Origin of the sequence: Mesorhizobium loti R88b, from assembly GCF_013170845.1 — a bacterium.
GTDB lineage: Bacteria > Pseudomonadota > Alphaproteobacteria > Rhizobiales > Rhizobiaceae > Mesorhizobium > Mesorhizobium loti_B.
The window spans coordinates 907112-930808 of record NZ_CP033367.1; the positions used below are offsets into that span (position 1 = coordinate 907112).

Below are 23697 nucleotides of genomic sequence, written 5' to 3' on the forward strand. Positions count from 1 at the left end.
CTGACATGCCGGCACTGCGGCAATGGTGGTATCCGGCGCGGAAATTCGCCACCGGATGCGCCGTGTCGTGTTTGGTGATAGAGCAAGGGCCAACAGGCCAGCGTGGGAGCAGGCGTGGAAACGGACGTGGAATCCGCACCATCGAGACTGGCCGGCGGCACACCGGGCCTGTCCGTGCGTCTGCTCGGACCGCTGGAAATCCTGCGCGACGGTGCGCCAATAGCGCTGCCGGCGTCGCGCAAGCTGCGTGCACTCCTGGCCTATCTGGCGCTGGCGCCACACGCCGTGGGGCGCAGCCGCCTGTGCGAGCTCTTGTGGGATGTGCCCAACGACCCCCGCGGCGAACTGCGCTGGTGCCTGAGCAAATTGCGCGGCGCTCTCGACATGCCTGACCGGCGCCGGGTCATAACACAAGGCGATACGGTCGCGATCGATCTCGACGGCTGCCTTGTCGATGCGCTGGAGATCAGCCGTGCCGCCGCGCAAGGGATCGGCACGCTCGACATGGAGCGGCTGCAGACGCTGGCCGGACTTTTTGCCGGTGATCTGCTCGATGGCCTCGTGCTTGAGCGCAGCCCGCTTTTCGACAGCTGGCTGATCGCCCAACGCCGGCGTTTTCATGCCTGCCACGCCGCCGTGCTGGAACAGCTTGCCGCAAACCATCCAGCGGGTTCACCCGATACGTCCAGGCATCTCGACAAATGGGTCGAGCTGGCGCCATTCGACACGCGCGCGCATCTGGCCCTCCTGTCCAATCTGGCGGAGCGCGGTGCCATCGGCGCCGCCGAGGCGCATCTGGCTTCGGCTGCTCGCCTGTTCCAGTCGGAAGCGCTGGATGTCGCCCCGCTCCGTGCTGCCTGGCAGGCAATCCGCGATCAACGGTCCGGCAGCCCGCTCAAGGCGCAACCCGCCTGCCTGTCCACACGAGCGCAACTGGTGGCCACATCGGATGATGCCGGCACGGTCGAGCCAAGCCAGGCGTCGCTGGCGGTGATGCCGTTTGTCGAAGACGCCAGCGAAGGCACACGCGGCGGCCTCGCCGACGGCTTCACCCACGACATCATCACCCGTCTTGCCAAGCTCCGCGATTTCTTCGTCATCGCGCGTGGATCGGTGTTTGCGCTGGCGCAGATGAATATCGCGCCGGAAGAGGCAGGCCGCAGGCTGAACGTCGACTATGTCGCCACCGGCACGGTGCGCAACACGGCCGGCCGGCTGATCGTCAGCGTCGAACTGATCGAGGTGCGCACGGCCCGGATCGTTTGGGCCGAGACCTTCGAGCGGCGGCCCGACGACATCTTTGCCGTGCTCGACGATATCGGCAACAGCATCGTTTCGTCGATCTCGGCCGAGATCGAAACGGTGGAGCGCAACCGCGCCATGCTCAAGGCGCCCAATTCGCTCTCCGCCTGGGAGGCCTATCACCGCGGCCTGTGGCACATGTACCGCTTCACCCAAGCCGAAAACGAACAGGCGCAGCATTTTTTCGCCACGGCCTTGCGGCTCGACCCGACCTTTGCCCGCGCCTATGCCGGCCTGTCCTTCACCCATTGGCAGAATGCCTTCCAGCGCTGGGGCGACCGCGACCGCGAGAGCGCGCTGGCCTATGAGAGCGCCGGCCACAGCCTGCTGGTCGACGACCACAATCCGGCCGCGCACTGGGCGATGGGCCGGGCGCTGTGGCTGCGCGGCGAGCAGGACGGCTCGCTCTGCGAACTGGAACGGGCGGTGGATCTCAGCCCGAATTTCGCGCTCGGCCATTACGCGCTGTCCTTCGTCCATTCGCAGTCGGGCGACCCGCAAGCGGCGATAAACTCCTCCGACCATTCGCGCCATTTGAGCCCCTTCGACCCGCTGCTGTTCGGCATGCTGGGGGCGCGCGCCATGTCGCATGTTCGGCTCGGCCAGTTCGACGAGGCGGCCGACTGGGCGCTGAAGGCTGCGGCAAGGCCGAACGCCCACACCATCATCCTGGCGATCGCCGCGCACTGCCTGGCACTGGCCGGCCGGCTCGACGAGGCGCGCGGCTTTGCCGCCGCCATCCGCAAGACATTGCCTGATTATCGCGCCGACGATTTCATCGGCACCTTCCGCTTCGAGCCGGATGCCGAAGCGCTGTTCCGGCAAGGCGCCAGGCGCATCGGGCTCGGCTGAAGTCGCGCTCGAAATCCAACCGTTAACGAAGTCGGAAGGAGTTGCTTAACCGTTCACCTCTATGTGACCTCCCGGAGGGTCCATGGCAAAGTGAGTATGATGAGCGACAGCCCCGACAAGCGCAGCGAATGGCGTGCCATTCTTCATGTACAGGCCCGCGTCGCCGTCCTGTTCGTTCCCGTGGTTGCCAGCCTGCTGATCATTGCAGCACTTGCCGGCAACGACCGCAAATCCGTTCCCGATGTCGACCGGACGGTCACCGGGTCGGTGCGATAAGCCACCAGGCAGCGCGTACCCAGCACCTGTGGTCGAGCCTTTACCGGCGGAACCCCGCGCGCCGTCGCACATTGTCTTCCAGGCCCGCCCCTGGAGGACATGATGACCAAAGCTTTCGACATCAACGACAACAGCAAAGAAAATCCCAAGCGCCCGCCGCAGCCCGAGACCGGCGACGACCTGAAGAAGAAGAAGGTCGATGGCAAAGCCTTCCAGGTGAACGAGAACAGCGTCGACAATCCGACGCCCACGTCAGTGAAACCAAAGCGGGACTGACCGATAAAGATGGCCTGCGCCCGTCGATTGGGAAGCGGCCTAGGAGCCGGTGCTTTCCGGCAGCATTCGCCTGAGCACGTCGTCCTTTCGGATGAAATGATGCCACAGCGCCGCCGCCGCATGCACTCCGGCCAGGATGAGGATCGAATTGGCGCAGAGGCTGTGCAGCTCCCTGATGGATCTGGCCGTGTCGCGATCCGGTGAAACCGGCGCCGGGATGGTGAAAAGGCCGAAGAAGCTCAAGGCGTCACCCCGGTACCAGGTCAGCAGGATGCCAAGAACCGGAATGGCCACCAACAGGGCGTAAAGCAAGAGGTGCGCGACCTTCGCCGCCCATCGTTCAAGCTGTGACATTTCCGTCGGCAGTCCGGGTGTCCCCAGCGTCAGACGCAGGCCGATACGGATGACGACCAGCGAGAACAGCAGCAGCCCGAACGAAATATGCAGCCACCAGACGAGCGCGCGACCGGGATCGCCCCGCGGAAAGAGCTCCTCCACGTAGGTCAGGCCATAAAGACCGATGACCAGCAGGAACACCGCCCAATGAAGGGCTTTCTGCGCGCTTGTATAGGTAGGGGTCATCCGAGCCATCCGGTTTTGAATGGTTCTAAACTAGCCGCCATCATGTCAAAGCTTTGTCCGGAGACGATCCTTTTTTGAAAAGAACGTTCGTGCTGCCGGGGACACTGGAACACGCAACTTGTCGGTTCGCTGACAACAGGGTAACCGAAAGGCGCCATGCGGCAGCCAAACAGAAGCCCGACGAACCGGGCTTCTTCATCGGGTTTCTTGGCGCACCTCAATAAAAGCGCGGGATCGAACCGTTCTGCGGGGTGGTGCGGTCGCCGAGGTCGAGAAAAACCTCGTCGACATAGCACCAGCCCCAGCCTTCCGGCGGGTCATAGCCCTCGATGATGGGATGGCTGGTGGCGTGGAAATGTTTTGTCGCGTGGCGGTTGGGCGAGTCGTCGCAGCAGCCGACATGGCCGCAGGTGCGGCAAAGCCGCAGATGCACCCACCACGAGCCGCTCTTCAGGCATTCCTCGCAGCCGAGCGCGCTCGGCGTGACGTCCTTGATCCCCGCTGCATGCTTGCATTCATCCGCCATCACACTCTCCCGAACTATCTCTTTGTTGAAGTATGATCTTGTCCCGAAAACCGGGTCCCACTTTTAGGGATCATACTTTGAGGCGCCGTGGCGTGGCCACCGTCCTGCGCAAGATAAGCATGCAGTGCCGCGACCACCTGGGCACCCTCGCCGACGGCCGCCGCAACGCGCTTGACCGAGCCGCAACGCACGTCGCCAATGGCGAACACGCCGCTGCGGCTGGTTTCCATCAAGCCGTGCTCCGCTCCCAGCTCCGATCCGGTGCGGACGAAACCCTTGGCGTCGAGCGCCACATTGCAGTGCGCCAGCCAGTCGGTGTTCGGGTCGGCGCCGATGAACAGGAAGAGGTGGCGGATCGAGCGCGTCGTTTCTTCGCCGCTGACGCGGTTGCGCCAGCGGACCGTGGCAAGATTGCCCTCCTCGCCCTCCAGCGCCTCGATTTCGGTTTGGGTCAGCACCTCGATGTTGGGTTGCGCCCTGATGCGCTCAACGAGGTAGCGCGACATGGTTGCATCGAGGCTGCCGCCGCGCGCCAGCAGCGCCACCTTGCGCGCGTGGCTGGCCAGGTAGACCGCCGCCTGCCCAGCCGAATTGCCGGCACCGACCAGCGCCACCTCCTGCCCCGCGCAAAGCCGCCCTTCGATGGGCGAGGCCCAATAATGCACCGACGTTCCCTCGAACTGCGACAGATTGGCGACATCGAGACGCCGATAGCGCGCGCCACTGGCGATCACCACGCTGCGCGTGCGCACCGTCTCGCCGTCGCCGACATCGAGCAAATAACGCGCGCCTGAATTGTCGGTCGCGGCACTCAACAGCTTCGCCTCGTCCGGGATCACCATTTCGACGCCGAATTTCTGCGCCTGGTTGTAGGCGCGCGCCATCAGAGCCATGCCGGTAATGCCGGTGGGAAAGCCGAGATAGTTCTCGATACGCGCGGAGGCGCCCGCCTGCCCGCCAAAGGCACGGCAATCGAGCACGATGGTCGACAGGCCTTCGGAGGCCGCATAGACCGCCGCCGCCAGTCCGGCCGGCCCGGCGCCGACGATGGCAACGTCATACAGTGTATCGGCATCGATCGGCCTGAGCAGGCCGATGCAGCGGGCGAGGTCCTTCTCGCTCGGGTTCATCAGCAGCCTGCCGTTCGGGCACAGCACGACGGGCAGATGATGAGGATCGACGTCGAAGCGTTCGACCAGGGTTTTCGCGCAAGGGTCGCTGCCGGAATCGAGCACACGGTGCGGCTGGCCGCTGCGGGCCAAGAAACCTTGCAGCCGCAGCACGTCGCCATTGCCTGATGGTCCGATGATGATCGGCCCGCTGGTGGCGCTTTCCAGGAGCCCGACGCGGCGCAGGATCAGCGCCCGCATGATGCGCTCGCCGAGATTGGCCTCCTGCACCATCAGGTCGCGCACGCGCTGCGAAGGGATGACGAAGGCCTCGACCGGCTCGGCGGCCTCGGCATTGACCAGCGAGGGCCGAGCCGAAAGCTGCGCCAGTTCGCCGACGAAGCTGCCCGGACCATGGGTGACGATCGTCTCGCGCCGCCCCAGTCCGCCATCCTGGGTTATATCCACCGTGCCCGACAGGACGACGATCAGGCCGGGCGCGACATCGCCCGCCCTGATGATGTGCTCGCCGGCGGCATAGGCGCTGGCGTCGCCGAACCGGCGCATGTGGTCGATGTCAGCCTCGGTCAGCGTCGGGAAGGCCTGGTCGCGACGGGCGCCGAAGATTGCGGTGGAGGATTGAGACATGGCTGTGAGCGTAGCGAAGCCGTGGCTCGGTTTGAAGCGGTTTGTTCAGTGCCTAGCCGGGAGAATGGTTCGGCGGCCCTGCTACCGGCCCATGTCCTTGTGTTGTGTCGAGGAATCCAGCCGGAATCCAGCCCAGGAATACTGAGCTGATGTCTTGAGCTCTTTGAGATGCTGGCCGCAAACCATGTTTGGCGAAATCACCCAGCAGATGCGATCAGGTGGATTCTGGTATTTGAGCGCTCCTTTCGAGCCCGGCCTTGAAAGCGTCATCAACGCTTGCGATAAACGCATTGGGTTGTTTTGGGGCTTCCCGATGAAGAATACTCGGCTTGCCGCCTTTGTCGCGCTGCTGGTGGGCAGCGGTGAGCGCCGGGCATGTCAGCAGGCAATTCAAGACGCACATGCCAGAGCCGCCGGCCCTTTGGGGCGGCTTGGCGTCAGTCGAGGGCAATAGATGGCCGGCACGCCTGTTCCAGACTCGAGTACCGAGGACGGAACGGAAGTCGTGTCTTCGGGAGTGCGGTTCGCGTATTGGAAAGGCCTCATCAAGGCATTTGCGATCGAATGGGCCTTGCTTTGCGTATTGGCGCTGATCGTGGCGCTGCTGATGAACCTGTTTCGGCATACCGATACGGTTCAATCGCTTGATCGCGGCACGTCGGATCTCATCATGCGCCGCCTGGCGCGAGAAACCTTGGCTGGTCCCGCCTCCAACCGGTTTGTGTTCGTGGACATCGGCGAAGCGAGCTGTCACCTCTGGGCTCAGAAACTGAATGAGCCTTGTTCGGCGGGTTTTTCGACACCACGCGGGGAACTCGCCGACCTGGTGAGTTCGCTGCTCTCAGCCAATTCCGGTCGCAAGGCAATGCGGCTGGTTTTGCTCGATATAGAACTGGCGCCGCAACCGGCGGGCGCGAACGGTGCCGACCAGCAGCTTTGCGGCCAAGTCTACATGCTGGCCAACCGTGTACCGGTCGTCGCGGTTCGCCCGTCAATTCCCGAGGCCGTCGGTACGGCAAAACCGATTGTGCGTGCCTATCCATCGATACTGGACGGATCCGCCTGCGGTGCCGCTGTTGCCTCGCATGCGCCACCCAACCTCTGGTTCGGCTCGCCGCTTCTCAGCCCTGACACCGACAACGTAATTCGCTCGGTCTACAAGTGGAACATGGTCCAGACGATAAAGCCCGAACCAGAGCAACGACTGGCAGGGATGGGCCTTCTCGGAGCGGCGCTGTTGGACGGCAGGGTCGATCCCGGCGTTCTGGCTTGCCTTTTTCCCGCATCGCACGCCAAGCCCGAGGACTGTCCGAAGGGCGGGCTGACGATCGGTGGGCACACTTACGAGCCGGGTACGGACGAAGCTGATGCAAAGGCGCGAATTGTTTTTTCGTTGCCCTGGGGCGGGGGTATTCCGAACGCCCAGTCTTTTGGCTACGCACCATACGCTCTTCAGATTGTCGAGGCGGCCGAACTTCGGCAGCGGCTGGAGGAAAATCCCTCGCTGATCGACGGGGCGACGGTCATCATCGGGGGCAGCTATCTGGCGTCCGGCGATGTTCGGTCGGTACCCCTGGAAAGCCGCATGCCTGGAGCCATGATCCATGCCAACGCGGTTCGCGCTTTCACTGAGGGGCTTCTGGTGGAGGAACACGACGGCTGGGGCTGGGAGCTGATTTTGATCGGCATCGCCAGCGTCATCGGTGCTGTCTGTCACATTGCCGGGCACAGGCTGGCGGGCCGCGTCGGAAAGCCCCTCGCCCACGTCCTGAATATCTCCTTTGCCATGGTGTCGATCGTCTTGACGGTAATCGTGATATTTTCAATCGGAACGTGGCATGCCTTTTCCAGCCTGTCGCAGTCGGGGATTGCCATCGGCGTGCTGTCGCCCGTGCTTGCGGTGACAATCGAAGGCATGTCTTCGGTGCTGCACGCCATTCGCGAGGCGATCACGGAGGCGTTGCTCTGGGCGCGGAGGAGCCTTGCGCCGGGCCAGGGAGGTCATGATGGACATTGATCCGGTTGGGCACTTGTGCCGCAGGGCAAAACAGGACCCGCAAGGACTTCGGTTCACCACCCTTTGCGCGGCAGGGGCGCTTGTGCTGACGATCATCGCGCCCGACCGCGCGGCGCTGGCGCAAGATACCGCTTCCGGGTTTTGCGACCTGACCGACAAATCGCGCGCGCTGGTCCGGAAGGTCGAACGGCAGCAGGGGGCCGAGCCCTGGCTGAGTGTTGAACGCGGTTCCGACATCCAGGCGGTCGCGGCGGGATGTTTCCTGCAATCCGGTGACATCGTCAGGCCCGGCGCCGGCATGAGCGCCGAGATCCAGATGCCCGACAACAGTTCGCAGCCAGTCGCTTTTCCTGCCGTGATCAAAATCCCGGAGGTACCAGCGCCATCCGAATTTGGCCGGCTCCTGGCCTTTTTTGGCGAGTTCATAGGCCAGGACTGGCAATCCGCGCGCGACGACGCCGCTGCGGTCATAGGCGACACGCGCAGCGGCGATCCGTCGACCTATCTTGTCATGCCAGGCGGTCATGACATCGGGCATCAATCGGTCGATGGCAGCCATCCGCTTTATCTGCGTTGGGCCGGAAGTGCCCCGCCCTATGCGGTCTCCATCCTTCGGCTCCCGGATGATACGGATACGCCGGAAATCTCGGTGACGACGAGCGAACTGCACACCGAACTTGATCTGTCCCAGCTGCCGGCGGGCGAATATTCGCTTAACGTCAAGGGGCGCAACAGGCTGGAGCTTACCTTGCCCTTCGCGGTCGTGAAGCATGCCGACGTGCCGGCCTTTAAAAGCGGCGCCGCGGATCTCGCGGCAAGTCCGGAATACAGGATCGAGCAGGCAATTTTCCTGCTCCGCCGGCCCGACACCAGCTGGCGTGTGGAAGCGATTTCGCAACTCCTGGCGCTTTCCACCGAGGGCAACTTCTTCGCAAAGGCGCTGGTCGGCGTGGAGAACACGGTTAAAAAACCTTAGGAACCAAATGTTCCTCTGTTGGGGCTCGGGTGGCGAAAGGCAGTACTCTAAAACCCGTAGGCGATCACAAGTCGGCGAAAGGAGTACCGTTGTGAATGCCAATTCCATCGCCGTAGGGTAAGCTGTTGCTGGGTGGTTGGTGCATTGGGGGAAGATTTGACACATACGAGAGTAGCTGGACGGCTGTCCCGGCGTCGCCTTCTGGCCGTTGGGGCGGGGTTGCTGATGGTTCCAGCCATTGGCCGGACGCAAGCGCTCGACGGGCGCAGGATTTCGTTTCTGATCGGCAATGAGGGAGCCGGCGGCTATGAAGCCTATGCGCGACTGTTCGCAAAACATCTGGCGCTTGCGCTTCCCAGCGCGCGGCTGACGGTCGAGGTTGTCCCGACCGCCGACGGCAGGCTTGCCGCAAAGCGCATAGCGGAGGCCGCACCGGGCGATCTGACCATTGGATTGTTCGAGAGTGCGTTGCTCAATTCGGAGATCGAGAAGGATGACCCCTCGACCATAAGTCTTGCCGCCTTCAAGTGGATCGGCAAGATGGCGGTCGATGAGCGGATCCTGATCGCAAGCGCGCGAAGCGGCATCAAATCGATCAAGGCGCTGTCGGAGCGGACGGAGCCGGCGATCTTCCCGGCAAGCACCATTGTTTCGCGCAGCGCGTCGGAATGCTTCATGCTCAATGCGCTGCTTGGCCTGCCGATGAAGCCTGTGCCCGGCTATGACGGAGCGCAACGCAGCCTCGCCTTTCTCAGTGGCGAAGGTCAGGTAATCGTTGGGTCCTACCCCAGCCAATCGAAGATGATCGATAGCGGCGACGCCGTCGTGCTGCTGCGCCTCAATACGGTGCCGAACCCTTCGGTGCCGGCATCCGTGCCTCTGCTCAAGGATATTGCGCCGGCCAATTTCGCCGACCTCGTCGAGATGATCGAGCTGTCGAACAATCTCGGCCGCTGGATCGCATCGCCTCCGTCCATTGCCGATGCCGACCTGGCAATCCTGCGCGCGTCTTTCGACAAGGTGGTTGCCTCCCCTGAATTTCTGGCCGAGGCCAAGACGTTGCGACTGAAGATCGACGCGATGGCCGGTGCGGCGGTTCAGGAAAAGATAACGGCGCTGCTTTCGCGCAAGCAGGCATTGCGCGGCAGCCTGGTCGCCGCGCTCGATTGCGGCCGCCGACGCGCGGACGGTGACCGGTCCTGTTGAACCCACGACGCATCCTTCCCGCCATAGAGGCCAGGAACCGGGAATGACCGCTTGATTCTCAGCGCCTTACAAAGCCTGTTCAGCCTCCATCTGCTGCCGGCGGTGCTGCTTGGCGTGAGCCTTGGCTTCGTCGCCGGCATCGTGCCCGGCATTGGCGGCAGGATCGGGCTGCTTCTGGCTTTGCCGCTGGCGCTGCTGTTCGATCCTGTTGGCGGCGCCGTGTTCCTGATCGCGCTGCATGCCGTCGTCCACACGTCCGGCTCGATCACCCCTATCGCCTACGGCCTGCCCACCTCGGCTTCGGAGGCCGCGACCGCGCTTGACGGTTTCCAGCTGCAGCGCCAGGGAAAGGGCGCCGAAGCCCTTGGCGCCAGCCTGTCCGCGTCATCGGTCGGCGGCGTGCTTGGCGCCTTGGTGTTCATGGCCGCCGCACCCGTGGTGCGCCCGATCGTCGGCAGCCTCGGTGCGCCGGAATTCCTGGTGCTCTCGCTGCTTGGGCTGGCGCTTGTCTCCTCATTGTCCGACCGGCAGCCGAGCGCCGGGCTGGCCGTTGCCGCGCTCGGCGTTCTCGCCTCCACCGTCGGTATCGACGCGCTTACCGCGCAAGCCCGGTTCACCTTCGGCCGGCTCGAACTTTGGGACGGCCTCGATACGATCGCGGTAGTCGGCGGCCTGTTCGTCATTCCCGAAATGCTGGCGCTTGCCGGCGGGAAGGACGACAAAAGACTGCCGGCGACGATCGCCGAACTGCCCCGAATGCTTTCGGGCATGGCGGAAGCGTTCCGGCACAAGATGATCATGCTGCGATCGACGGTAATCGGCATCATCGTCGGTATAATGCCTGGTGCCGGATCCAGCATCGCGGTGTGGATCGCCTATGCCGATGCGTCGGCACGAAACAAAGGCGATGTGCCGTTCGGCGAGGGCGCGATCGCCGGCGTGGTGGCGCCGGAGGCCGCGAACAACGCCAAGGAGGGCGGCGCGCTGATCCCGACGATCTTCCTCGGCATTCCCGGCAGCTCCAGCATGGCGATCCTGCTCGGCGGCTTCGCCATGCTCGGCCTCGATGTCGGGCCGACGATGCTGACGACGCAATTGCCGACGGCGATGACTTTTGCCTGGACCGTCATCCTCGCCAACCTGCTTACCATCCCGCTGTTCCTGCTGGTCGTGCCCCATCTGGTGCGCTTTACCGGGCTAAGGCCCAAGGCGATCGCTGCCTTCGCGCTGGTCGCCGTCGTTACCGCGGCACTGGGCACGGCGACGGACGTATTCGATCCACTGCAGTTTGCCGCAGGCGGCGTGCTCGGTGTGGCGCTCTATCTTGCAGGGCTGCCGCGCGCGCCTTTCCTGCTCGGCTTCGTCATGGGGCCGATGGTGGAAAACTCGCTGTCGAAAACCATGCAGGTCTTCGGCCCGGAGGCGATCTTGCGGCCGGGTGTGCTGATCCTGGGCGCCGCGCTGCTGGTGGTGCTGTGGCGCCTGAGGCGCCCGCAGGAGGGCGTGGCGACCGCAACGAAGCGCTCTCGGGAGGTCGCTTTCATTGTGTTGGGCGCCATGGCGCTGCTCGGGCTCTGCGCCATTGCCGACGCTGGCCATTTCACCGCGAGTTCGAAGATCGCGCCAATTGCGTCGGCCCTGATCCTGATAGGCGCATCGCTGTTCACAGTGTTGCGTATCCGGCGTGAACCGCCGGCGCCGGCGCCATCGATGTCGTTGCCGATGGGTCTTGCCTTCGCGCTGCTTGTCGCGGCCGCCCCGCTCCTCGGGCTGATGCCGGCTTCGATGGGCTTCCTCTTGCTGGCACGCAAGACCTTCGCGGAGCGCTGGACATGGATGCCGGCGGTCCTGATCGCCGTCGGCCTCTTCCAGGTTCTGATGGTCGAAGGGTTGATAGGCACGCCGCTGCGGTTCGGGGTTTTTGGAACCGGGCTGTTCCGCTGAGCGATCAGCCCGGCGCCCTGAGCACCGCCAGCACGCGTTTGCGCATGAAGCGCGGACGTCCGTCGCCGCCGATCTCACGGACGATCTCGTCGAAACGGACAAGCGGCAGCGGCCCATTTTCGAGCATTGTTTTCAGATCGTCGGCGGTCCTGAACTCGCCGGCGCGGCCTTCATGATCGCGCACCGAGCGATCGAGCCGGACCATGATCGCTGCGCGGCCTTCCGCGACATCAATCTCTCCTTGTGCGGTCATAGCAGCGAAACGCTCGTTGCGAGCGCCGCGGGTGGCAAGGTCGGCTTCCGACTCCTCGCTGGAGGCCGATTTGATGCGGTTTGAAAAGACAATCGAGCCGCCGGGCTTCAACCACGAACCCAACTCCTGAAGCACGGCCGGCTGCAAGCGGCTGTCTATGAAGCGGAAGACGCTGTGCATGACAACGATGTCGGCCGGAAACTTCCTGCCCGGCGCGGTCAGGTCGACCGCCGCATAGTCGAAATCGAGGCCATGTTCATCCGCGAAATGCTCGCACAGGAGCAGCGGCGTTGGACAAAGGTCCAGCACCGTGAAGCGGCACCGCCGCAGCGCTTCGTCTCCAAGCAAGGCTACGGCGTGTGCCACCGTGGCCAGCACGCCGGTATCGGCCGAGCCGGCGATGACGATGTCGAGGCGCGATTGGCGCGACAGGCCACGCCCGACGATATCTGAGATGACGGCCACCAGCTCAGGGCGATCCAGGTCTATGCCGAAGCGTTCACCGGTCGTGCGATGCGCGACGCTGCGTATGTGGTAGTCGGCGCAGTCGGCGCAGTGGCTGGGTGCTATCTTGAGCACCCGTTGAAGATTGCCCGGCAGATCCTCGCCATAGGTGACGGGATCGGCAAGCGTGCTGGTTGCTGACACTAGCGTTCTTCCTTGCTGTGTTTGGCGCGCCCGGTAACGCGGTCGAGAAGATAACGGCCCAGGCTGAATGGAAGCCGCGCGCGCGGCAAGTGCAGATCGTGCGCGCGCGGCCTTGTCTCGGGAAAGCCGACCCTGCCGCGCCGGTGGGGCGTGTTGATCGCGCAAAGCGCGCTCAAGAAGCGCTCACGGATCAGCGGACGCCGCTCGCTGCGGCCATCGCTCTTGGCAAAGTCTGGAAAGCTTGGATTGGAGTTGATCTCGTAGACCTGCAGCCGCCCCTGATGGAAGCCGTAATCGACGCGCCCGAAATCGAGACCGCCGATGCGAAAGACATTGGCAAGGTGGTCGGCATGCGGGTTGCGGCGGATGAAATCGAGCTCCTCCTCGGCCTCGGCGGGGCCGATCGCAGCAGAGTTCTTTTTGACGACCCACTGCTCGCTGCGCATCAAATGCTGCGGCACAATGGCGCCGCCGACATTGAAGGCGCCATATTTGCGATAAAAGCCCTTCTCGTCAGGTTCGCCGACATAGCCCACGGCGATCCGTCCCTTCAGGGCCCTGCCATTGCGCTGCATCTGCGCTATCGCGTCATCAAACTCCGCGTCGGATCGCAGAATGCCTGTCTCGGGTCCGCCATATCCGTCCTCGGCGCGCAGGAAAGCCGGATATTTTGTTGGTCTCGCCCCGGTATCAAGACGCTGGACGGCGAAGTCGTTGATGCCTTGCATATTGAGCTTGTGGAGCAGCGGGACCCGCTCGAGAGCGTGCAGCGGGTGATTCAGAATGCGGACTTCAGGCGCTTGCGCTTGCAGTCTCAAGGCCACTGTCGCCGCGCAATCCAGTTCATAGCGCGACAGCCGATCGAAGTCGGTGAAGATGTGATGCGCGAGCGGTGTCGCCCGCTCGAAAAACATCTCCTCATAGGTGATGTAGGACAGCAGCCCTTTTGCTTCGGCCCCGAGGCCATGGATCAACCGCTGGATTGTCGTGCTGAACCGGGCCGTGACGACGTAGACGATCATACGAAAGCTTCTCTCCTTCGGGACCCTCGACAGAGTATTTTCCTATATAGCCCCACCGGCAGAAATTGCGTTGGCGCTGCAGGGTGGTTCGTTGCTAATTGAAACAGGTCCGAGACGTCTTGCAACCCACGCTCTTATGGCGAGTGAAACCCGGCATGCCGCAGTTCAATTTGGCGTTCTACTGCTTCCCAAAGAAGGAAGCCATTGGGGATTTCCGGGCCGCGGCCACGTTGATCGAGGCGCGCGCGAAAGACATCAAGGTCAGCGTGCTGTCCACGGCATCGGTGCTGACGACGTTGCGAACGCCAACGATTGCCATCAGGCCGACCCTCTCCATCGAGCTGGATCGGCTTAAATTGCTCGGGCCGCTCCGCGGAACGCGCCTCGTCCATCAGCGCATGGGCAAGATCGAGGAAGTATCTGCTCTCGAAGCCGCGGGGCTTCCTGTGCCCAGGTGGACCGAAATCGCGCCAGGGACAAAACTCGATCCCGCAGCGTGGGGTCCGTACGTGGTTGTAAAACCTTCGCGTGGCAAACGCGGAGCATTCGTGCGCATAACCAAAACCGGGCGGGTGCGCTACACCGCCCCATCCGACTATCCGCAAGATCACCCGGGCAGACGCGCGGCGATGATCGCCCAGCAATATATCCATACCGGTCCATGGCCCACGGCCTATCGGGTCCTCACCTATCTCGGCAGGCCTCTGGCCGCCATCCAGTATGAGGGCAGGCGCGACCTCAATCCATTGAGTGGTTCCGATGGGTTTCGGGCGGCTCCTGGGGCATCGATCATAGCCTCGGCCAAGGGATGCACGATTGCGCTCACCACGGACCAGGACGTACTTGAGCTTGCCGTTCGCGCGCATGCCGTTTTCCCGACCATTCCATCACTCGGCGTGGACATCCTGCGCGACGCCGAGACGGGCGAACTTTTCCTTCTCGAACTCAATCCGTCCGGCAACAGCTGGATGCTGTGCGGAGCGGCCGGGCGCAACATACAGAAGCAGTTCGGCCTCAATTTCTACGAACAGTTCGGCGCGCTCGACATCATCGCGGAAACCTCTATCGAGGCCACGCGCCGACTGGCTGTCTGACGGCGATTCCTAAAGAAAAAGCCCGGACGAACCGGGCTTTTTCTTATGCGTCTGAACCATCTAACGGCTCGAAACGGGAATTTGGTGCCCAGAAGAGGACTCGAACCTCCACTCCTTGCGGAACACGGACCTGAACCGTGCGCGTCTACCAATTCCGCCATCTGGGCTGGTGCGGGCTCATGTAAGCGGGCAAGCGATTGCTGTCAACGCGCTTTTTGGACCATGACGCCGAAAGCTGGAATCACAGCTTTGGCAAAAGCGCATGGTCCAGCCAGGGCGGCAGGCTCCGCTTGCCGGCTCAGCAACCGTCAGCCCTCCAGCACTTCCTTCGACGCGACGGTGGAATCGGCGTTGAGCTGGTAGATGACCGGCACGCCGGTGCCGAGTTCGAGCTTAACGATCTCCTCGCCCGACTTGCCGTCGAGCGCCATGATCAGCGCGCGCAGCGAGTTGCCGTGCGCCGCGACCAGGACCGTGCCGCCGCGCAGCACGTGCGGCTGCAGATCGTGTAGATAGTAGGGCCAGACGCGGGCGCCGGTGTCCTTCAGGCTTTCGCCGCCGGGCGGCGGCACGTCATAGGAGCGGCGCCAGACATGCACCTGCTCCTCACCCCATTTCTGACGAGCATCGTCCTTGTTGAGGCCGGAGAGGTCGCCGTAGTCGCGCTCGTTCAGCGCCTGGTCGCGGATGGTCTTCAGGTCGCTCTGGCCGACCGCGTCGAGAATGTGCTGGCAGGTCTTTTGCGCCCGGGTCAGCGCCGAGGTGAAGGCGATGTCGAACTTCAGGCCCCGCGCCTTGAGTTTTTGACCTGCCGCCTTGGCCTCGGCATGACCCTGCTCGGTCAGGTCGACATCGCGCCAGCCGGTGAACAGGTTCTTCAAATTCCATTCGCTCTGGCCATGGCGCACGAGCACGAGAGTTCTCGACATTTTTGCTCCCTACAAGAGCAATTCCAGGAAAAGTGTGAAGCGGTTTTCCGTCCGGAATTGCGTTAAAACAAAGTGTTGATGGCACGCCTCAGCTCAGGCCGAGCACGTCCCGCATCGAATACAGTCCTGGCTTCTTGCCACGGGCCCAAAGCGCTGCCTTGACGGCACCACGCGCGAAGATGGCGCGGTCCTCGGCATGATGGGACAGCGTGATGCGCTCGCCGGTGCCGGCCAGGATCACTGAGTGGTCGCCGACCACCGAGCCGCCGCGCAGCGTGGCAAAGCCGATCGAACCGGTCTTTCGCACACCTGTGTGGCCGTCGCGTGAACGCACGTCGTTGCCGGCAAGTGCAATACCACGCCCGGCGGCGGCGGCCTCGCCCAGCAGAATTGCTGTGCCCGACGGCGCATCGACCTTGTGCTTGTGGTGCATTTCGAGGATCTCGATGTCGAAATCGTCGGCATCGAGCGCGCGTGCCGCCTGTTCGACCAGCACCGCCAGCAGATTGACGCCAAGGCTCATATTGCCCGACTTGACGATCGTCGCGTGGCGCGCCGCAGCCGTGATCTTGACATTGTCGTCGGCCGAGCAGCCGGTCGTGCCGATGACATGGACGATGCGCGCCTGCGCTGCATATCCGGCGAACTCAACCGTCGAGGCCGGCGTGGTGAAGTCGAGCACGCCGTCGGCCTTGGCGAAGACCGGCAGCGGATCACTGCCGATCGCCACGTCGATGCGGCCGACGCCGGCGAGTTCACCGGCATCCTTGCCCAGATGAGGGGAATCCGCGCGCTCGACGGCGCCGATGACACGGGCACCCGGAATGCTATGGATGGCGCGGATCAGCGTCTGGCCCATGCGGCCGGCAGCGCCGACCACCACCAGGCCCATATCGCCAGCTTCGCTCATGTGCTCCTCACAGCAGTCTTCTTCGCACGCGTGGCCCGAACCGGAGTTTGGATCGGCTTGCTGTCATCGACAAGCCCCAGCCCCTTCTTGCCCTGGATGCGGTGGAAGCGGGAATAGATGCTGTCCGGGTCGGCCATTAGCGTCGCATGGGTGCCTTCCTCGACCAACCGTCCCTCTTCCAGCACGATGATGTGGTCGGCATTGACCACCGTCGACAGCCGATGCGCTATGACGATGGTCGTGCGGCCCTGCATGACATGGGTCAGCGCTTCCTGGACGCGGGCCTCCGCCTCGTTGTCGAGCGCCGAGGTCGCCTCGTCGAGCAGCAGGATCGGCGCCTGGCGCACGATGGCGCGGGCGATCGAGACACGCTGGCGCTGGCCGCCGGAAAGAGTCGAGCCGCCTTCGCCGACCGGCGTATCGTAACCTTGCGGCTGCTGGCGGATGAACTCGTCGGCTGCCGCCTGTTTCGCCGCCTGCTCGATATCGGCGTCTGTGGCCGACAGCCGACCGTAGCGGATGTTGTCGCGGATCGTGCCCTCGAACAGATAGGGCGCCTGCGCCACATAGGCGATCGACTGCCGCAGCGAATGCTTGGTCACCTTCGAGATGTCCTGGCCATCGACCTCGATGCTGCCCTGGTCGACGTCGTAGAAGCGCTGCAAGAGCGCCACCAGCGTCGATTTGCCGGCGCCCGACGCGCCGATGATGGCCGTCACCTTGCCGGCGGCGGCGGTAAAGCTCAGATCTCTCAGCACTGGCATGTCGGCGCTGTAGCCGAACGTCACATTGTCGAAGCGCACTTCGCCGGTGGTGATCCTCGCTTCGACAGCATCGGGCGCGTCGCCCTGTTTCGGTTCCAGGTCGAGCAGTTCGTAGATCATCCGCGCGTTGACCAGCGCACGTTCCATGCCCACCTGAGTGCGCGCCAGGCGTCTTGCCGGGTCGTAGGCCATGATCAGCGCGGTGATGAAGGAAAACACCGCGCCTGGTGGTTGCCCAAGTACCAGCGCCCGGTAGCCGGAATAGGCAAGCACGGAGGTAATGGCGAGACCGCCCAGAATCTCGGAAATCGGCGACAGCCGCTCCGAGACGCGGGCAATTTTGTTGTTACGCTGCTCGGCCGTGTCCGCCATGATGCCGATGCGGCGCGCCAGCTCGGCCTCCAAGGTGAAGGCCTTGACGATGGCGATGCCTTGCGTGGCCTCCTGCACGGACCCGTTCAGCCGCGAATTGATCAGCACGGATTCCCGGTTGATACGCCGCAGTCGGCGGGTGATGTACACGACCGCCCAGATCAGCGGAGGCCCGATCAGCAGCGAGCTGAGCGACAATACTGGATCCTGGTAGATCATGACGCCGACGAGAGCGACCAGCGTGACCGCGTCGCGGCTGATGGAGGTCAATGTCAGCGACAGCAGATCGCGAACGCCGCCGACATTCTCGCTGACCTGTGCCGCCAGCCGACCGGAACGCGTATCGTTGAAGAAGTTGACGCCGAGCTTCATCAAATGGTCGAAGGCGCGCTTCTGGTAGCGCGCGACCAGATTGTTGCCGATCTTGGCCAACGCGACTGCCTGGCCGTAACCGGCAAAGCCGCGCAGCAGGGAGGCTCCCATGAAACCGGCGCAGATCCAGACGAGCATATCGCCGCGCCGTTCGTAGAAGATCTGGTTGATCATCGGGGCCATGATCCACGCCGTGAAGGCAGTGGTGCCGGAAACAATCAGCAAGCAGGCGACGGCAACGACATAGGTCCAGCGATACTCATCGCCGTTTTCAGCGAGGATGCGGCGAAGCACCGCTGTGACCTCGCCGGGCCGGACTTTTGGTTTGTTTGGGGCTTGAAGTGTCAAAATCGGGAGCGCTTTGTGGTTTTCCGCCTCGTGGGACCGGGCTGCAAATTCGGGACCCCTCTTAACGCCCTGCGGCCAGCTTGCCTATGCCCGCACCTGATTAACTTCGTCGCGGGTTCAAGCCTGCCAGCGCCGGCCGGCCGTCTGGACGCCGAACAGCGACGGGTTTCGGGCATAGGCGGCAAGGCCGAGAAGTGCGGCCAGCGGGTGGGTGATGACATAGACCGGCATGGTGCGCATCAGCGCGCTGTGCGGCGCCTTGTCCTCGAAGGCGGCGCGGAAATTGCCTTCTTTCAGCGCCGGCACGATCTTTTGCGCGATGCCGCCGGTGAGGAAGACGCCGCCACGGCTCATGAACACCAAGGCGAGATCGCCGGCGGTGCGCCCCAGGCAAGTAACGAAGGTCTCCAGCGCTTCCTGCGCGACCGGGTCGGTCTTGGCCAGCGCCGCGCCGGTGATCTCGGCCGGCGTGGTGAAGGGCGACGGCTTGCCGTCCGCCTTGGCGACGGCCCGGTAGACGTTGACCAGGCCGCGTCCGCACAAGATCTGCTCGCCGGAAATACGGCCCTCGAGCTTCTCGATATGCGGGAAAACCTCGAAATCGCGCGGGGTGCGCGGGCCGATGTCCATATGGCCGCCTTCGCCGGGCACCGGTATCCAGTGGCGCAGCGCATGGACCAGCCCGGCGACGCCGAGCCCGGTACCGGGGCCCAGAACGACGCGGCCGGCATTGGGCTCCGGCGTGCCGCCACCGATCTTTTCCATATGCTCTTCGCCGAGCGCCACCACGGCCAGCGCCTGCGCCTCGAAATCGTTGAGCACGACGATGTCACTCAAGCCCAGATTGGCGAACATCTGCCTGGGCTTGACGACCCATGGACAGTTGGTGAGCTCGATCTCGTCGCCATCGACCGGCCCGGCCACGGCCAGCACCGCCGAATTGGGGCGCACCGACGAGCGGTCGAGCACCGCCGCCTGGATCGCCTCGTCGATGGTGTTGAAATTGGCGGTCTGGACGATTTGCGGTTCGGTCGGTTCGGAATTGGCGTCGAGCACGATCGAAAAGCGTGCATTGGTGCCGCCAATGTCGCCGATCAGGATCGGAAACCGCAGCAAAGTGTCGTTATCGCCTGTGCTTGGCATGCTCTCGTCCGTCCCCGGCGCCCCCGATGGCATCTCGCCATTCTTCCGTTGACTAGCGCATGGGTTTGAAAAGGGAAACGGTTTTCGAACCCGGTGATGCGCACAGACAGCTTATGCGGCCAAACGGCCACTATTTCGCGAAAAGCCATTCGTAAACCGATTGAGTCCGCCGATAATGACGGACGTCAGTTCGTCGGCGGCCGGGGCCGTGGCACCGGCGCGCCCATCCTGGGGGTCGCCGTGAAAGCGTCCGCCGCGCTTGGCAGCTCAGCCGCGCCGCTCACGGTGGCGGCGGGCTGCGAAGGGGCTTCGGGCTCGGGTGCCGCCACCACTGCCGGCATGGCGCCACCATGATAGGTCGCGGCCTCGGCGGAGGCCGGCCCCGGTGCGTCGAGCACGGCGCGGCATTCCTTGGGCAGGTTGGCCATGGTCATCAGGTCGCGGGCCTTGGGCGCATCCGGGTTCTTGTTGGGCCGCCACGGTTCTTCCGTGAACCACCAGGCCAGCGGCTTGCCGCAACCGTCATCATCCGGCGTCGCTTCCTGCGCCTTGCAGTTGGGCGAGCCCGGCTGGCAGCCGATGCGCATATGGAAATGATAGTCGTGGCCCCAGAACGGCCTGATCTTGCGCAGCCAGATGCGGTCGCCCTTGACGGTGTCACAGAGTTTTTTCTTGATGCCCGGATTGACCAGGATGCGCTCGACTTGCGGATAGCTCGCCGCCCGCTTGAGCAACGCAGTGTGCTGCGGCGTCCACAGTGCGTCTTTCACCAGATGGGTCTTTTCGTCGACCATCAAGGTGGCGCTCATGGTCTCGCGCTGCGCCCTGGTCATTGCGCGGTCAGGCATTGGCGTCAGCCAGATGTCCGCGTCGAGGCCGATCTGGTGCGAGGCGTGGCCGGTCGTCATCGGGCCGCCGCGCGGCTGCGCGATATCGCCGATCAAAAGGCCAGGCCAGCCGTCGGCGACCGCGTCGCGCGACAGTCTTTCGATCAAGGCGATCATGGCCGGATGGCCCCAGCGGCGGTTGCGTGAGGGCCGCATCACCTGCCAGGTCGGGCCGTCCATGGGGATGGCGACACCGCCGGCAAAGCAGCCCTTGGAATAGAAGCCGATCGACTGCGCCGCGGTCGCCGTCGGCAGTTTCTCGGCGCCGAACAGGTCCTTTGCCCGTTCCTCGGCCGCCGCCGGCTGCACGGCCAGCGCGGTAAGGGCGAGCATGCCAAGTGCGGTCGCCAGCCAGAATTTCCTACCCGCAACAGGCTGTTTCGCTGTCGTCATGAAGTCGGATCCCCACCGCAATCCAAGCCGAATCATAGCACGCAACGCAAGATGCTTCGATCGTCAGCGCTTCATCGGGCTACGCGCCTCGCCGTCGCGCCAGTCACCGCTTGCCCACATATGATCGAAGGCGGCGCGGTAGTCCGGAAAGCGAAAGCGATAGCCCGCCGCCTTGATCGCCGCATTGGCGACGCGTTTGTTCTCGCCATAGAAAGATCGCGCCATGGGCGAAAGTTGGGCGGTCTCGAAGGGAATTTCGGGCGGCGCCTCAACGCCCATCAGCGACGCGGCATAGGTGACGACATCCTGCGGCGGCGCCGGCTCGTCATCGGTGACGTTGAAGATGCCTGATATATTGCCTTCGATGAGCTGCCAGAGAGCGCCGGCAATGTCGTCGCAATGGATGCGGTTGAACACCTGGCCGGGCTTGACCAGCCGCCGCGCGGTGCCGTTTTCCAGATTGACCAGCCCGTTGCGGCCCGGGCCGTAAATGCCGGACAGGCGCAGGATCGCCACCGGCCTGCCGATATCCTCGCCGAGCTTCAGCCACGCCTGCTCGGCCGCGACCCGCATGACGGAGCGTTTCGACACCGGCCGGCACGTGGTCTTTTCGTTGACCCAGGCACCGCCATAATCGCCATAGACGCCGACGGTCGAGAGATAGCCGATCCATTCCAGAGCCGGCATTTGGGCGATCGCCTCCCGGGCGGCATTCAACACGGGATCACCGGCCTCTTCCGGGGCGACCGAGATAACCAGATGCGTCGTCTTCTTCAGTGCATCGCTGATTTCACCGGTCAGAGCACCGTCGAACAGCAGCGGGGCTATGCCGGCTTGGCGCAGCGCCTCAAACTTTTCCGGCGAACGCGTCGTGCCGAAGATCGTGGTGGAGCCGGCGTTAACGCGGCCAAAAGCCTTGCCGGAGTAGCCCGCGCCGAAGATGAAGATCCGCTTTTCGCTCATGCATGTGCCCCGTCTGGCCGCGCCAGGCGCCATTCCTCGCGCACGGCGCCATCGCTTTCGGTGTTCAGGCCGGTCGCGGCCCGTTCGGAATATTCGGCGTCCGGCACCAGCCGCGCCAGCGCCCATATTGCCGCGCCCCTCACCAGCGGCGACGCGTCGGCCAGCAAGGCTCGCACGGTACCGGCAAGCTCGACATTGCCGGAGTTGCCGGCAGCGATCAGCACATTGCGGACGAAGCGGTCGCGGCCGATGCGCTTTATCGGCGACCCGGAAAAGAAGGCGCGGAAGGCCGCGTCGTCCAGCCGCAGCAGATCGCCAAGCGCCGGCTCGCGCAGATCGTCACGCGCGGCGAGTTTTGCCTCGGAAGCGGCGCGCGCGAACTTGTTCCACGGACAAGCTGCCAGGCAGTCGTCGCAGCCATAGATGCGGTTGCCGATTTTTTCGCGGAATTCATGCGGGATCGGCCCCTTGTTCTCGATGGTCAGGTACGAAATACAGCGCCTCGCATCGAGCCGATAGGGCGCCGGGAAGGCTTCGGTCGGGCAGGCATCAAGGCAGGCGCGGCAGGAGCCGCAATGGTCGATCTCGGCCCGGTCGGGCGCGAGTTCGGCGGTGGTGAAGATGGTGCCGAGGAACAGCCATGACCCATGCTCGCGGCTGACCAGATTGGTGTGTTTTCCTTGCCAGCCGAGCCCGGCGGCCTCAGCCAACGGCTTTTCCATCACGGGTGCTGTGTCGACAAACACCTTCACGTCACCGCCGGCGCGCGCTACGATCTTGCCGGCGATCTCCTTCAGCCGACCCTTCATCACCTCGTGATAGTCGCGGTTCTGTGCATAGACGGAGATCGCGCCGCGGTCACGTTTGGCGAGCTGATCGCGCGGATCATGGTCCGGTCCGTAATTCATCGCCAGCACGATGATCGAGCGCACGTCAGGCCAAAGCGTGGAGGGCTCGCTGCGCCGCGCAATCGTCTCGGCGATCCAGTCCATCGAACCGTGAAAACCGTCGGCGACGAATTCGGCAAGGCGGGCCGGCGCCAGCGGGATCGCATCGGGAGAGGTGACGGCAATGGCATCAAAGCCGGCGCGATGCGCCTCCGCGTCGATCAGTGCGCGCAGTTTTGCCGCGTCAGAAGTCGAGGTCCGCATAATGCGACACCGGCGACAGGCCGCGCACGCGGTCGGTCAGGAGCGGCCGGAAGGAGGGCCGCGACTTCACCCGCGTGTACCATTCGCGCGCAGCAGGGTGTTCGCGCCAGTCAATCTCGCCGAGATAGTCGAGCACCGACAGCGTCGCGGCGGCCGCGAGATCGGCGTAGGTGACCCTCGAGCCAGCCAGCCAGTGGCGGGTGCCGGCCAGCCAGTTGGTGTATTTCATGTGCTGGCGGATGTTGGCGCGCGCGGCACGGATGGCGCCCGAATCGGGCGAGCCGCCGCCCGCCGTCTCTGGCATGACCGGCTTCAGCACGCGCTCGCGCACCAGATGGCGGGTAACCTCGCTCTCGGCCTTGTTGAGATACCAGTCGATCAGCCGGCGGATTTCGGCGCGCTGCATCGGGTCTTCGGCGAACAGCCGCTTGTCGCGCTTTAAGACGCCGCGCGTTTCATCGAGATATTCGGAGATGACCGTTGCGCCGATGATCGGCACGTCGCCTTCGGCGAGCAGGATCGGCAGCGTGCCGGCCGGATTCAGCGCCAAAAACTCCTTGCGCCGCGTCCACGGCTTTTCCTCGATCAGCGCCAGTTCCTCGCCATACTCGCCAAAGGCAAGGCGGACGAAGCGGCAGGTGGCGAACATGGGATGGTGGAAAAGCGTCAGCATGGTTCCGCGATGATAAAGCGCACTGGCGAATCGCCGGGCGCACCGGTAAGTCTTGGCCGCC

At 63.9% G+C, this 23697-nt stretch carries 22 protein-coding genes and 1 tRNA gene; 9 read left to right on the forward strand and 14 right to left on the reverse strand.

The window, feature by feature from the left end; genetic code table 11:
• The first annotated feature begins 114 nt into the window (after positions 1-114).
• The 3 genes from EB235_RS04265 to EB235_RS04275 all read left to right on the forward strand — a co-directional run bounded on the left by EB235_RS04265 (position 115) and on the right by EB235_RS04275 (position 2706).
• Positions 115-2154 (forward strand): transcriptional regulator, encoded by a 2040-nt coding sequence (locus EB235_RS04265; RefSeq protein ID WP_027032191.1) that lies wholly within the window; start codon positions 115-117, stop codon positions 2152-2154.
• Positions 2155-2250: 96 nt separating this feature from the next.
• Positions 2251-2430 carry a hypothetical protein gene (locus tag EB235_RS04270; RefSeq protein WP_032925721.1) on the forward strand — a complete coding sequence of 60 codons (180 nt, stop codon included), beginning with the start codon at positions 2251-2253 and terminating at the stop codon, positions 2428-2430.
• 102 nt (positions 2431-2532) lie between these two features.
• Positions 2533-2706 carry a hypothetical protein gene (locus EB235_RS04275; protein ID WP_167334837.1) on the forward strand — a complete coding sequence of 58 codons (174 nt, stop codon included), beginning with the start codon at positions 2533-2535 and terminating at the stop codon, positions 2704-2706.
• A gap of 39 nt (positions 2707-2745) precedes the next feature.
• Here the strand turns inward: EB235_RS04275 and EB235_RS04280 are convergent, their stop codons facing one another.
• From EB235_RS04280 to EB235_RS04290, 3 genes are all read right to left on the reverse strand, one after another.
• Positions 2746-3297 carry a cytochrome b gene (locus EB235_RS04280; RefSeq protein WP_245268867.1) on the reverse strand — a complete coding sequence of 184 codons (552 nt, stop codon included), beginning with the start codon at positions 3295-3297 and terminating at the stop codon, positions 2746-2748.
• 208 nt (positions 3298-3505) lie between these two features.
• The gene (locus EB235_RS04285) at positions 3506-3814 is read right to left on the reverse strand and encodes a UBP-type zinc finger domain-containing protein (RefSeq protein ID WP_027032189.1); all 309 of its coding nucleotides are present in this window, start codon (positions 3812-3814) and stop codon (positions 3506-3508) included.
• A 14-nt stretch (positions 3815-3828) separates the two neighbouring features.
• Entirely contained in the window at positions 3829-5571 is a 1743-nt protein-coding gene (locus tag EB235_RS04290) for an FAD-dependent oxidoreductase (protein WP_032925717.1), read from the reverse strand.
• A gap of 184 nt (positions 5572-5755) precedes the next feature.
• Between EB235_RS04290 and EB235_RS04295 the strand changes: the two genes are divergently transcribed.
• From EB235_RS04295 to EB235_RS04315, 5 genes are all read left to right on the forward strand, one after another.
• On the forward strand, positions 5756-6025 hold the full coding sequence (locus EB235_RS04295) for a hypothetical protein (RefSeq protein ID WP_027032188.1): 270 nt from the start codon (positions 5756-5758) through the stop codon (positions 6023-6025).
• A complete protein-coding gene (locus EB235_RS04300) occupies positions 6026-7588 on the forward strand; it encodes a CHASE2 domain-containing protein (protein ID WP_027032187.1) in 1563 nt (520 codons plus the stop codon). It begins immediately after the preceding gene.
• Positions 7578-8564 carry a hypothetical protein gene (locus tag EB235_RS04305; protein WP_171878130.1) on the forward strand — a complete coding sequence of 329 codons (987 nt, stop codon included), beginning with the start codon at positions 7578-7580 and terminating at the stop codon, positions 8562-8564. The genes EB235_RS04300 and EB235_RS04305 overlap by 11 nt, the downstream gene beginning before the upstream one ends.
• A 225-nt stretch (positions 8565-8789) precedes the next feature.
• On the forward strand, positions 8790-9770 hold the full coding sequence (locus EB235_RS04310) for a hypothetical protein (protein WP_027032185.1): 981 nt from the start codon (positions 8790-8792) through the stop codon (positions 9768-9770).
• Between the two features lie 51 nt (positions 9771-9821).
• A complete protein-coding gene (locus EB235_RS04315) occupies positions 9822-11714 on the forward strand; it encodes a tripartite tricarboxylate transporter permease (RefSeq protein WP_027032184.1) in 1893 nt (630 codons plus the stop codon).
• Positions 11715-11718: 4 nt separating this feature from the next.
• On the opposite strand, the gene EB235_RS04320 is transcribed toward EB235_RS04315, so the two are convergent.
• Positions 11719-12615: a class I SAM-dependent methyltransferase gene (locus tag EB235_RS04320; protein WP_027032183.1), complete on the reverse strand. Its 897-nt coding sequence runs from the start codon at positions 12613-12615 to the stop codon at positions 11719-11721.
• The gene (locus tag EB235_RS04325) at positions 12615-13637 is read right to left on the reverse strand and encodes a hypothetical protein (protein WP_051429734.1); all 1023 of its coding nucleotides are present in this window, start codon (positions 13635-13637) and stop codon (positions 12615-12617) included. Before EB235_RS04325 ends, EB235_RS04320 begins: the two co-directional genes overlap by 1 nt.
• 155 nt (positions 13638-13792) lie before the next feature.
• Between EB235_RS04325 and EB235_RS04330 the strand changes: the two genes are divergently transcribed.
• Entirely contained in the window at positions 13793-14731 is a 939-nt protein-coding gene (locus EB235_RS04330) for a hypothetical protein (RefSeq protein ID WP_027032182.1), read from the forward strand.
• Positions 14732-14813: 82 nt separating this feature from the next.
• Here the strand turns inward: EB235_RS04330 and EB235_RS04335 are convergent.
• From EB235_RS04335 to EB235_RS04375, 9 genes are all read right to left on the reverse strand, one after another.
• A tRNA-Leu gene (locus EB235_RS04335) sits at positions 14814-14898 on the reverse strand.
• 141 nt (positions 14899-15039) lie between these two features.
• Positions 15040-15660: a 2,3-bisphosphoglycerate-dependent phosphoglycerate mutase gene (locus EB235_RS04340; protein ID WP_027032181.1), complete on the reverse strand. Its 621-nt coding sequence runs from the start codon at positions 15658-15660 to the stop codon at positions 15040-15042.
• Positions 15661-15748: 88 nt separating this feature from the next.
• Positions 15749-16570, reverse strand: coding sequence for a 4-hydroxy-tetrahydrodipicolinate reductase (gene dapB / locus EB235_RS04345; protein WP_027032180.1), 822 nt, complete (start codon positions 16568-16570; stop codon positions 15749-15751).
• Positions 16567-18426 (reverse strand): ABC transporter ATP-binding protein, encoded by a 1860-nt coding sequence (locus EB235_RS04350; protein ID WP_027032179.1) that lies wholly within the window; start codon positions 18424-18426, stop codon positions 16567-16569. The genes dapB and EB235_RS04350 overlap by 4 nt, the downstream gene beginning before the upstream one ends.
• A gap of 117 nt (positions 18427-18543) precedes the next feature.
• Positions 18544-19569, reverse strand: coding sequence for a glucokinase (locus EB235_RS04355; protein ID WP_027032178.1), 1026 nt, complete (start codon positions 19567-19569; stop codon positions 18544-18546).
• A gap of 185 nt (positions 19570-19754) precedes the next feature.
• Positions 19755-20849, reverse strand: a complete 1095-nt coding sequence (gene mepA / locus EB235_RS04360; RefSeq protein WP_027032177.1) for a penicillin-insensitive murein endopeptidase — start codon at positions 20847-20849, stop codon at positions 19755-19757.
• A 63-nt stretch (positions 20850-20912) separates the two neighbouring features.
• A complete protein-coding gene (locus EB235_RS04365; RefSeq protein ID WP_027032176.1) occupies positions 20913-21812 on the reverse strand; it encodes an SDR family oxidoreductase in 900 nt (299 codons plus the stop codon).
• A complete protein-coding gene (queG, locus tag EB235_RS04370; protein ID WP_027032175.1) occupies positions 21809-22963 on the reverse strand; it encodes a tRNA epoxyqueuosine(34) reductase QueG in 1155 nt (384 codons plus the stop codon). Before queG ends, EB235_RS04365 begins: the two co-directional genes overlap by 4 nt.
• Positions 22944-23636, reverse strand: a complete 693-nt coding sequence (locus EB235_RS04375) for a glutathione S-transferase family protein (protein WP_027032174.1) — start codon at positions 23634-23636, stop codon at positions 22944-22946. The genes queG and EB235_RS04375 overlap by 20 nt, the downstream gene beginning before the upstream one ends.
• Positions 23637-23697 lie beyond the last annotated feature (61 nt).